This window comes from Streptomyces toyocaensis (genome assembly GCF_000725125.1).
GTDB lineage: Bacteria > Actinomycetota > Actinomycetes > Streptomycetales > Streptomycetaceae > Streptomyces > Streptomyces toyocaensis.
On the sequence record NZ_JFCB01000002.1, the window covers coordinates 313,133 to 323,205 of the forward strand.

Annotated in this window: 11 protein-coding genes; 7 read left to right on the plus strand and 4 right to left on the minus strand. The window is 69.9% G+C overall.

The features are described from left to right. Nucleotides 1-186: 186 nt before the first annotated feature. Nucleotides 187-1,419 (plus strand): PP2C family protein-serine/threonine phosphatase, encoded by a 1,233-nt coding sequence (locus BU52_RS05255; RefSeq protein ID WP_037928792.1) that lies wholly within the window; start codon nucleotides 187-189, stop codon nucleotides 1,417-1,419. A gap of 320 nt (nucleotides 1,420-1,739) precedes the next feature. Here the strand turns inward: BU52_RS05255 and BU52_RS05260 are convergent, their stop codons facing one another. From BU52_RS05260 to BU52_RS35210, 4 genes are read right to left on the minus strand one after another with little or no spacing between them, the layout of a single operon-like run. Next, a complete protein-coding gene (locus tag BU52_RS05260; RefSeq protein ID WP_037928802.1) occupies nucleotides 1,740-2,615 on the minus strand; it encodes a cytochrome c biogenesis CcdA family protein in 876 nt (291 codons plus the stop codon). Next, complete coding sequence (locus tag BU52_RS05265) at nucleotides 2,608-3,393, minus strand: DsbA family protein (protein WP_037928805.1); 786 nt, start codon at nucleotides 3,391-3,393, stop codon at nucleotides 2,608-2,610. Before BU52_RS05265 ends, BU52_RS05260 begins: the two co-directional genes overlap by 8 nt. Nucleotides 3,394-3,452: 59 nt before the next feature. Continuing rightward, complete coding sequence (locus BU52_RS05270) at nucleotides 3,453-3,962, minus strand: hypothetical protein (protein WP_037928808.1); 510 nt, start codon at nucleotides 3,960-3,962, stop codon at nucleotides 3,453-3,455. Nucleotides 3,963-4,015: 53 nt separating this feature from the next. Next, a complete protein-coding gene (locus tag BU52_RS35210) occupies nucleotides 4,016-4,471 on the minus strand; it encodes a hypothetical protein (RefSeq protein ID WP_157847817.1) in 456 nt (151 codons plus the stop codon). 125 nt (nucleotides 4,472-4,596) lie between these two features. Here BU52_RS35210 and BU52_RS05275 point away from each other — a divergent pair, with 125 nt between their 5' ends. The 6 genes from BU52_RS05275 to BU52_RS05300 form a co-directional block, all read left to right on the plus strand. Further along, on the plus strand, nucleotides 4,597-5,586 hold the full coding sequence (locus BU52_RS05275; protein ID WP_078903119.1) for a phosphotransferase family protein: 990 nt from the start codon (nucleotides 4,597-4,599) through the stop codon (nucleotides 5,584-5,586). A gap of 113 nt (nucleotides 5,587-5,699) precedes the next feature. Then, on the plus strand, nucleotides 5,700-6,284 hold the full coding sequence (locus tag BU52_RS05280) for a GNAT family N-acetyltransferase (protein ID WP_037928972.1): 585 nt from the start codon (nucleotides 5,700-5,702) through the stop codon (nucleotides 6,282-6,284). 699 nt (nucleotides 6,285-6,983) lie between these two features. Further along, nucleotides 6,984-7,223, plus strand: coding sequence for an MbtH family protein (locus BU52_RS05285; protein WP_037928811.1), 240 nt, complete (start codon nucleotides 6,984-6,986; stop codon nucleotides 7,221-7,223). 23 nt (nucleotides 7,224-7,246) lie between these two features. Beyond that, entirely contained in the window at nucleotides 7,247-8,119 is an 873-nt protein-coding gene (locus tag BU52_RS05290) for an aspartyl/asparaginyl beta-hydroxylase domain-containing protein (protein ID WP_037928813.1), read from the plus strand. 28 nt (nucleotides 8,120-8,147) lie between these two features. Continuing rightward, nucleotides 8,148-8,804, plus strand: coding sequence for a 4'-phosphopantetheinyl transferase family protein (locus BU52_RS05295; RefSeq protein ID WP_037928816.1), 657 nt, complete (start codon nucleotides 8,148-8,150; stop codon nucleotides 8,802-8,804). A 67-nt stretch (nucleotides 8,805-8,871) separates the two neighbouring features. Next, a partial coding sequence (locus tag BU52_RS05300) for a phosphopantetheine-binding protein (protein WP_037928819.1) occupies nucleotides 8,872-10,073 on the plus strand: 1,202 nt, incomplete at its 3' end.

A 10,073-nucleotide genomic window follows, 5' to 3' on the forward strand; every position in this document is an offset into this window, starting at 1 on the left:
GTGCCGCCCCAATCCCGACCTGTGGCGAATGAAGGACGAGCGCTGATCCACTGACGGCGACGGAGGCCGGCTCCGGTGGGCTGCTCAGGTGACGGTCGGGGCCCGGGGGAGCAGTGGCCCGGGCACGGGGCGCGTTCACTCCTATCGTGGAACCACGGTGATGGTCGGCGTCGAGGCGGGCAGTACATGCGTGATCCGCGGATCGATTATGAGGCGGCCTTCCAGGCTCTGCCCGGGATGGTGGCGCTCCTCAGCCCGGACCTGGTCTTCGCCGACGCCAACGAGGACTTCCTCCGGCTGGCCGGGCGCACACGCGAGCAGCTTCTGGGCCGCTACATCTTTGACGTCTTTCCCGAGAACCCCAACGACCCGGCCGCCGCCGGGTCGCGCGAGGTCGAGGCGTCGTTGCAGCGTGTGGTGGCGACCGGGGAGCGCGACAGTATGGCGCTGCTGCGCTACGACATCGAGGATGCCGACCGGCCCGGGCACTGGGAGGAGCACTTCTGGAGCCCGGTGAACTCGCCCGTGCTGGATCCGGACGGACGGGTGGTACTGATCGTGCACCGGGTGGAGGAAGTGACCGAGCTCATCCGTGCTCGCGGGGGCACGGGCACCGACAGCAGCCGGGCCCGTGTGCTGGAGGCCGAGCTCTACACCCGCTCCCGTGAACTGCAGGAGATCAACGAGCGCCTGCGCCGGGCCCATGCACGTGAACGTGAGGTCGCCCTGGCCCTGCAGGAGGCGATGCTGCCGGCTCCGGTGCCGGTCGGGCACCACAGGGCAGCCGTCCGCTATCGGCCGGCCGTCGGCACCCTGAACGTCTGCGGCGACTGGTACGACATGGTTGAGCTGCCCGGCGACCGCATCGCGGTCGCTGTCGGCGACGTCGTCGGCCACGGCCTGGAGGCGGCCGGTGTCATGGGGCAGCTGCGCAGCGCGCTCAGCGCGGCCGCTCGCGTCGCCGACGGTCCGGCCCAGGCGCTGGAAGCCCTCGAACTGTACGCCCGTCATGTCGCCGGTGCGGAATCGACCACGGTGGTGAAGACCTACATCGACTGGGGCATTCACACCCTCACGTACAGCAGCGCCGGCCACCCACCACCCGCCCTGCTGGACCCCGACGGCACGGTGACCTTCCTCGACCGGGCGACCGATCCGCCTCTCGGTGCCCGGCCGGAACACGTTCCGCGGCCCGAGGCCAGTACGGCCTTCGCCGAGGGCGCCACCCTCGTCCTGTACTCGGACGGTTTGATCGAACGCCGCGGCGAGGACATCGACGTGGGCCTGGCCCGTCTCGCCGGCTCGCTCGTCCGCCACGGCCGAGCCGGCCCCGAGGCCCTGGCCGACGCCCTCCTGGCCGACCTCCTCCCCCCTGCCAGCACCAACGACGACACGGCCCTGGTCATCATCCGCCTGTGACAGGCCCCGTGGCGCCGTGTCCGAGGCACCTCACCGCCGTTCTGCGGGTGCCGCCGCCGTCCTGTGATGCGGTGGCGGCACCCGGAGGGCTGATCGGCGTCGGCGACAGGTGAGCCGGTGAGCCCCGCACGTTCAGATTGATGGCTCGCTCACTCCGGTGCCAACGGGGATACGACCGAACGGTTTCGGCAGTGCGGCACCTCCTTCAGCCGGGGGATGACGACCCGGGGCCCGGAGAACGTGGGCGGCTGCCGGGACCGCCGCGCTGTCGGCCACCCTCGTTCAGGGATTCGGTTCGGGCGGAGTCCGAGGTCATGAGGTCATGCCCCGGTGGATCCATGGGTGTGCGCCGAGGGTGGGTGCTGTTCCTTCTTCCGTGCGCTCCCGGTTCGCAGCAGGACGGCGAGGGCGGCGGCGGCCGCGGCCACCGCCAGACCGAACAGCAGGAAGCGGTCGGGGACCGCGCCCGCCCACCGGGACAGTCGTTCCTCCCAGGCGAACTCGGCGTCCACTCCCATCAGGGAGGGCAGTGCGGAGGTGCCGTCGAACGCCAGGAACAGGACGCCGAGCAGAATGAACATCACCCCGCCGGCCAGGGAGGTGGTGTGCAGAGGCACGGTCCCGACGTGGATCATCCGGCCACGCAGCCACTGCCGGCGCCCGAGGTCGTACCGGTCCCACAGGGCGGCCAGGACGAACATCGGCACGGCCATGCCAAGGGCGTAGACGGCCAACAGCGCACCGCCCCGCCAGGGGCTGCCGCCCATGGCCGCGACGGTCAGGACGGCGCCCAGGATCGGCCCCGCGCAGAAGCCCGCCAAGCCGTAGACCGAGCCCAGCGCCAGCACGGAGAGCGCGGATCCCGAGCGGCGCCTGCCGGCTGCCTGCTGCAGCCGGCGTGAGCCGAATCCCCGGCCGAGCACCTGAGCCACGCCCAGTGCGATGACCAGCCAGCCGCCGGCCGTGACGAGGGTGTCCCGGTGGCCGTAGAAGAGCCGTCCGGCGAAGGAGCCGGCCACCCCGAGCGGCACCAGGGTGAGGCAGAGCCCGGCGTAGAAGAGGGCCGTGCGGCCCAGGAGCCGGGTGCGGCTGGTGAAGGAGTACGCGAAGAACGCCGGCAGCAGCAGGGCCGAACAAGGGCTGAGCAGGGCGAGCAGGCCACCGAGGAAGGCGAGCAGCACCCCGGGGTCACTCATCGCCGTCTTCCCGCTGCCGCGCCTGCTCGGCGGCCTCGTCGATGATGTCGGTGAAGACGTCCGTGGGCTGGGCGCCGAGCACCGGCCGGCCGTTGATCAGGAACGCGGGTGTGCTGGTGACCCCGATGCCGTAGCCCTCCTCACTGTCCCGGGTGACAGCCTGGCGGGCGGCGCCGGAGGCCATGTCCTTCTTGAACCGGGCGAGGTCCCCGACGCCGGCCTTCCGGGCCATGGCGATGAGCTTGTCCTCGTTGAATTCGCCCGCGTTGCGGCGGCGCGATTCGGCGTAGGCCTCGTCGTGGAACTGCCAGAAGCGGTTCTGCCGTCCGGCCGCCCAGCCGGCTCGTGCGGCGTGGTCGGACTCGGCGCCGAAGACGGGGAAGTTGCGCCACTCGATGCGTAGGATCCCCTCGTCGACGTAGTCGCGGACCAGGTCCGGCTTGGTCTCACGGGCGAACCGGCCGCAGAACGGGCACTGGAAGTCGGAGAACTCGATCAGCACGACGGGGGCGTCCGGACTGCCGAGGGCGAGCGGGTCGGTGGCGTCCCGGCGTGCCAGGGCGAGCAGTTGGGGGTTCGCCGGCTGCTGCTCCCCGGGAGTCGACACCGTGGCGGGAGCGGCTGTGCCCCCTGCGGTGGTGTCGCGGCCGGGGGTGAGGGCGAGGACGGCGGTCACGACGGCGGCGGCCAGCACGATCAGGGCGAGGACGCGCCGGGTGAGGCCGGGGCGTGGCCGGCCGGCTCCTGAGGACGCGGGGCGTGCGGATGTCTGGGGCATGGTGGTGCTCCGAAGGGCGAGAAGGGGCGTAGAAGACGGGTGCGCGGAGCGGCGGAGGCTCAGCGGCGGGCCGGTACGGGGCACGCGTCGGCTGTGGAGAGCCTGCGCAGTGCCGCCTCGGCCAGCAGGGCGAGGGAGACGACGGCCACCAGCGGTTGCAGCGGGGCCCAGTAGGTGAGCGCCCCGGAGGTGCCCAGCAGGACCAGGACCAGCTTGTTGCAGACGGGGCAGCCCACTGCCAGCAGCGACAGCACGCCGCCGGCCGACCCGAGCCGTCCGGCGGTCTTCGCGGACGGATCGCCGTGGTCCTCCGGGGCTCCGGCGTCGCGCCGCGGTGTGACGAAGGTGGCCAGAATGAAGCCGGCGAGGACCGCGGTGGCGGCCAGCACGGGGTAGTTCCACCACTGGACGGGGACGGAACGGGAGAACAGGGGCGAGGGGACCACCGCGGTGGGCACGCCCACCAGCACTGTGGTCAGGGCGGCACCGGCCGTGGCGGCGACCCACTGCGGGGACTGCCACGCGGCCAGCGTCGCTCCCGCCCGGCGCGGTGACCGGGAGGAGGGCATGGGAAGGACTCCGTTTCGCTGAGGATGTGAGGGGACACGGCGCGTGGGCCGGTCTAGATCCTCAGGACGGAGAGCCGCACCGGGTCGGGTGCGGGTGGCGCGGATTCCGGCCGCGCGCTCGCGGCGCCCGGGCCGGCCGGCGCGGGCGCTGTCCGGCGCTCCCCGTGTTCCGGCGTCGGCAGCGGTGTCGAGGGGCGGGAGCCGTCCCGGGTGGCGGCGGTGTCGGTGTCGGCCTGTCCGCCGCACTGCTTGGAGTCCGACGACGAAGGGGTGGCCGCCTCATGGAGAGCAGCGGCTTCCCGGGAATCGCTGCCCGGCTCTGCAGCAGCTCTGCTCAGGAGGAATCCTGCTGCGGGCGGTGCGCCGGCTGCGGCGGAGGCCGGTCCCGTGCGGACGGATTCCGCCGCGGACTGCCCGGCCGCACACAGGGACGAGACCAGCACGGCGACCAGCACCAGAACGCAGCGCAGCACGGAACCCGCTCTGTGGTGCGAGAAGGGCAGTGTCATCGTGAGGGCTCCGTGAGGCGGTACTGCGTGCGGTAGCCACGATAGGGCATACGGGTAGGGGTATGCCTCCGAGGGTCGGTGGCGGCATCGGGCCACCGCACCGGGGCCGGGGATAGGGTCGGCGGATGCGCCGGTTCATGGACGATGAAGTCCTGTCAGGGATTGTGTACGAGGCACTGGGGGCGGAAGCCGACGTCGTCGGAGTGGACCGGCTGCGCGGAGGGAGCAGGAAGGGGGTCTACCGGGTTCACACGGGCGGGGCACGTGGCGGGAGTGTGATCGTCTACAGCTGGGCCGGGGCCGAGAACTTCTGGCCGGCCGGTGAAGCCGTCGACCCGGCCCACCCGTTCGCTCCCGCCTCCGGGCTGGTCCCCTTCCTGGCCGCTCAGCGGCGGCTGGACGACCTTGGAGTCCGGGTTCCACGGGTGCTTCTGGCTGACGACAGCCGACGCCGCCACCCGGCCGATGTGGCAGTGGTCGAGGACGTTGCCGGGGGCACTCTGGAAGCGTTCCTGGAGACGGATCCCGCACCCGCGTCACATGCCTTGAGTGAGCTGGCCGCCATGCTCGACGTGATGCACCAGCAGCACAGTCAGCACTACGGCAGGGTGGACGTGCTCGAACGGGGCGACCAAGCGGGTGGCGATTCATGCGAGCAACTGGTGCTCGACCGTGCCATCGAGGATCTCGCTGAGGCGGCCGAACGTGACCCGAGGGTCGGATCAGCCGTGTCTCCTTTGCATGATCGCTTGCAGGAACTGGCCACGCGTGTGGCTCCGCGCACGGAGCACGGACTGATCCACGGCGAACTCGGGCCCGACCACGTCCTGGTCGATGCCTCCGGACACCCCGTCCTCATCGACATCGAAGGCCTGATGTTCTTCGACGTCGAGTGGGAGCACGTGTTCCTGCAGTTGCGTTTCGGTGGCCATTACCCCGTCCTGGCCCGCCCCGGACTCGATCCGGCACGGCTCGACCTCTACATGCTCGCGATGCGTCTCTCACTGGTGGCCGGCCCCCTTCGCCTGCTCGACGGCGACTTCCCGCACCGCACGGTGATGCGGGACATCGCCGAGCACAACGCGAAGGCAGCACTGGCCTCGTTGGCCCAGTAGCACCCCGCTCCGCGACACCAGGGCCCGCACGGGCGGTGTCGTGGTCATGAGGGCCGCACCGGGACCGGATATTCGGTGTCGTGCCCGTCCCTTGAGGACCCAGGATGGTGCGCATGACTTTGGCCGCTCCCGTACTGCACACCGCTCGCCTGCGACTGCGCCCCTTCACCGACGCTGACGCGAACCCCCTCTTCGCGCTGCACAGCAGCGCCTACGTGCTGCGCTACTGGGACTCCCCGCCGTGGACCGAACGGGCCCGCGCGGAGAAGTTCATCACGACGTGCCAGAAGATGGCGGACGAAGGCACCGGGGCGCGGGTGGCCATCGACCGTACCTCTGACGGGGCCTTCGTCGGCTGGTGCGGGCTGAGCGGATGGAACCCGGACTACCGCAGCGCGTCGCTGGGCTATCTCCTCGGCGAGGAGATGTGGGGCCACGGCTACGCGACGGAGGCCGTACAGGCCTTGCTGCGATGGGCGTTCGACACCTTGGACCTGAATCGTGTGCAGGCCGAGGTCGATACACGCAACGTGGCATCTGCCCGGGTCCTGGAGAAGATCGGATTCGCGCGTGAAGGGACGTTGCGGGAGGACTGCGTGGTGAACGGCGTGGTTTCCGACTCGTGGGTGTTCGGGTTGATCAGGCGAGAGTGGCGACCGTCGGTTGTGCCGATGTCGGCCCGGCAAGAGGGCAGTTGAGTCCGCTTCGGTGGACTCCGCGCTCGGGTCGGGTGAGGAAGAACGCGACCGTGCAGGGCTGAAGGCCTTGCTGACGACCCGCGGTCGCCGCCGGGACGCGGGGGTGCGCTTACGGGTGTCCGCACCGCACAGCAGTCGCCGACGCGGCGCAGATGTGCAGGTTGCGGCAGGACCGCAGTTCCGCCCGTCGCGTATCGCCCCGATCCCTCGCCTGCCGGCGTCCACCGTGCACGGCATTCCCACCCGCCACCGCCCGAACCCCCTGGCCCTCCCGGACCGGCCCCCGGCCGGACGCCCCTCGTCCATCGGAGGGAACGGTGGGCCGTTGTTCTCGCTGAACGCCGGGATGTGAGACGTCTAACTGCGAGATTACCGGGAGGCAGTTGACGATCACTATCAGGTCAACCTAGGCTCCTTCTCGGTTCGAACGTGGAAGCAGGCGGGGGAAGTACTGCTCCACGGCGAGTTAGGGGGGTAAGGGAATTCCACGACGCGTGTCAGGCGCTCTAGGCCGGATCGTGCGCATCCTGTTTGCCTAGGCCGTCTTCTTCTGTTCGGTTCTTGGGTGTTCCGCGGCCCGGCTTTCGCGTGCCCGCGATCCCTGTGACCACTGTTTCTCGGTTCGGCTGTTCCGGTGATGACACGGAAAAGCGCCCGGGAGTGCGGCCATGACCCAGTCGTGCCCTTGTGAGGTGTTGTGTGTCCAGTTCTTTCGAAGAGACCGATGGCAACTACCACGTGCTGCTCAATGACGAAGAACAGTATTCAATGTGGCCGGCCTCGGTGGACGTGCCCGCGGGATGGCGGATCGCACTGAACGACGCGAAACACCAGGACTGCCTCGCCTTCATGGAGAACAACTGGACCGACATGCGACCGCGCAGTCTTCGCTCGGCCATGGCATCCACCACGGGTGCCCGTTCCGCCAACGAAAGTTGAATTCGACACCAGGAGGACGACGCGTGCGCTCGCACATACTCGGCCGTATTGCACTCGACCAGGAACGCTTAGCACAGGACCTCGCCCATCTCGCCGCGGTGCCCACCGTGGAAGAGGAGTACGACGAGTTCAGCAACGGGTTCTGGAAGAACATCCCGCTGTACAACGCGAGCGGCGCCAGCGACGACAGGCTGTACCGCGACCTTCACGGCGCACCGGCGCAGCCCACCGGCCACGTGGAGCATGTTCCGTACCTCAACGAGATCATCACCACCGTCTTCGACGTCGAGCGGCTCCAGATGGCGCGCACCAGGAACCTGAAGAACGCCGTCGTCATCCCGCACCGGGACTTCGTGGAGCTCGACCGCGGACTCGACCAGTACTTCCGCACCCATGTGATGCTCGAGGACAGCCCGCTGGCCTTCCACTCGGACGACGACACCGTCATCCACATGCGCGCCGGAGAGATCTGGTACCTCGACGCGGCCGCCGTCCACTCGGCTGTCAACTTCGGCGAGTTCAGCAGACAGTCGCTCTGCGTCGACCTCGCCTTCGACGGCGCGTTCGACGAGAAGGAAGCCTTCGCCGACGCCTCCGTCTACACCTCGGACGTCAGCCCCGCCATCCATGAACGCAAGCCGTTCACCAAGGAGCGGGAGGCCGGGATCCTCGCCCTGTCCGGGGTGATCGGACGAGAGAACTTCCGGGACATCCTCTTCCTGCTGTCCAAGGTCCACTACACGTACGACGTTCACCCGAGCGAGACCTACGAGTGGCTCGTGGCCGTCTCGAAGGAGGCCGGCGACGACAAGATGGTGGAGAAGGCCGAGCGGATCAGGGACTTCGCCATCGGCGCACGGGCATTCGGCGAGCGCTTCTCGCTGACCACCTGGTAAGCGATCGAAGAACGGGCCCGAGGGAACAGTGATCGAAGAGCTACTTCCCGTCGACGTGAGGTCCGCGGAGGCGTTCGACGACGACGCGGACATTCATCTCTTCCCCGAGGAACGCGCGGCCGTCGCCGACGCGGTGCCGCGACGCCGACGGGAATTCTCCACGGTGCGCCGGTGTGCCCGCACCGCGCTCGGCGAACTCGGAGTTCCCCCGGTCCCCCTGCCGCCCGGGCGGCACAGGGCCCCGCAATGGCCGGCCGGAGTGGTCGGCAGTATGACGCACTGCTCCGGATACCGGGCGGCCGCGGTGGCACGGGCCAGCCGGGTGCATTCCGTGGGCATCGACGCCGAGGAAAGCGCCCCGCTTCCCGAAGGCGTGCTCGATCTGGTCGCCCTGCCGGCCGAACGGGACCTCGTGGAACGGCTCGGCGCGCGAAGCGACACGGTGCCCTGGGACCGATTGCTGTTCAGTTGCAAGGAGGCTGTCTACAAAGTCTGGTTCTCCCTCGCCCAGCGGATGCTGGGGTTCGACGGGGCCCGGATAGACATCGATTCCGGCGGGTTCTTCTCCGCGCGGTTCCTGGTGCCCCCACCCCGGGCGGCCGGGAAGCCGGTACCCCGGCTCACGGGGCGCTGGATGCACCGCGGCGGTTTCATTCTGACAGCCATCGCCCTCCCCTGTCCTTAAACGAATTCCCGGTGTGTGCCTCGCGCATCCGGGCACCCTCGCGCGCCTTCCCTGGGACGGAAATCCGATGACCGAATCGCCCACGTTCACCGAGACCTTCACCGTCACCGCCGACAACCCCCTGTTGAGCGGGCACGTCGTGTACGGCCGCAGCCTGCTGCCCGGTGTCGGCTACGTGGACCTGGTGCTCCAGGTGCTCGCCCGGCAGCAGCACCCCATGGCCGAGGTGGAGCTGCGCAACCTCACCATCCTCGCGCCGCTCGTCGCCGGGCCCGGTGAGGCCGTCCTGACCACCGTCGAAGGGCGCCCCGCTGCCACCGGGGGATGGACCGTCGAAGTGCGCAGCCGGCGCCCCCAGGACTCGACCGACGTCCTGCACGCCGTCGTCACCGCCTACCATCGCGGCCCCGTCACCTTCACGGAGCGGCTCCCGCTGCCCGTCCAGGGGACGACGCGGCACACCACCATGGGCGAGATCTACACCTGGTGCCGGGAGTACGACCTCTTCCACTCGGGTCTGATGAAGCTCGACGGCGCTGTCCACCACCGCCCCGGCGACTGGATCGCCGAGCTGGAACTCGCCCCTGAACACCAGAGCAGTACCGGGGCGTTCCTCTTCCACCCCGCCCTCTTCGAAGCCGGGCTCCTCGGTGGCGGTGTCGCCCTGGGCATGCTGCACGGGGACAACGACGGCCCCGGCCTCTACCTCCCGCTGATGTTCGACCGGTTCCGCGCGGCCGGGCCACTCGGCGGGCGCTGCTACGTCCGGGTGCCCGCCGAATCCGTCCGCCGCGACGACGAACTCATCCGTCTCGTGGTGGAGTTCTACGACGAGACCGGCCAGAAGGTCGCCGAGGTCGGGGAGTTCGTCGCCAAGCGCATTCGGGCGGCCGCCGCACTCGACGTCCGCGAGGACACTTCCCCCGCCCGGCCCGCAGCCCTCACTCCCGCTGTCGTGCCGGTGGCGGATTCTCCGTCCGCTGCGGCGGTGTTGCGGGAGTTGGTGGGGGCTCGGCTGGGTGTGGCGGCGGATGCGGTGGATGTGGGCTCGGGCTATTACGAGCTGGGGTTGGGATCTGCTGATCTGCTGGCGCTGGTGCGAGAGTTGGAGGAGCGGCTGTCGGTGGAACTGTCGCCGACGGTGATGTTCGAGCATCGGTCGATCGCTGAGCTCGCGGCATGGCTGGCGCCCCGGTTGCCCGCGAGCGCCGACGCGACGGCGCCGGCCGCCGCCGCTGTCGTGCCGGTGGCGGATTCTCCGTCCGCTGC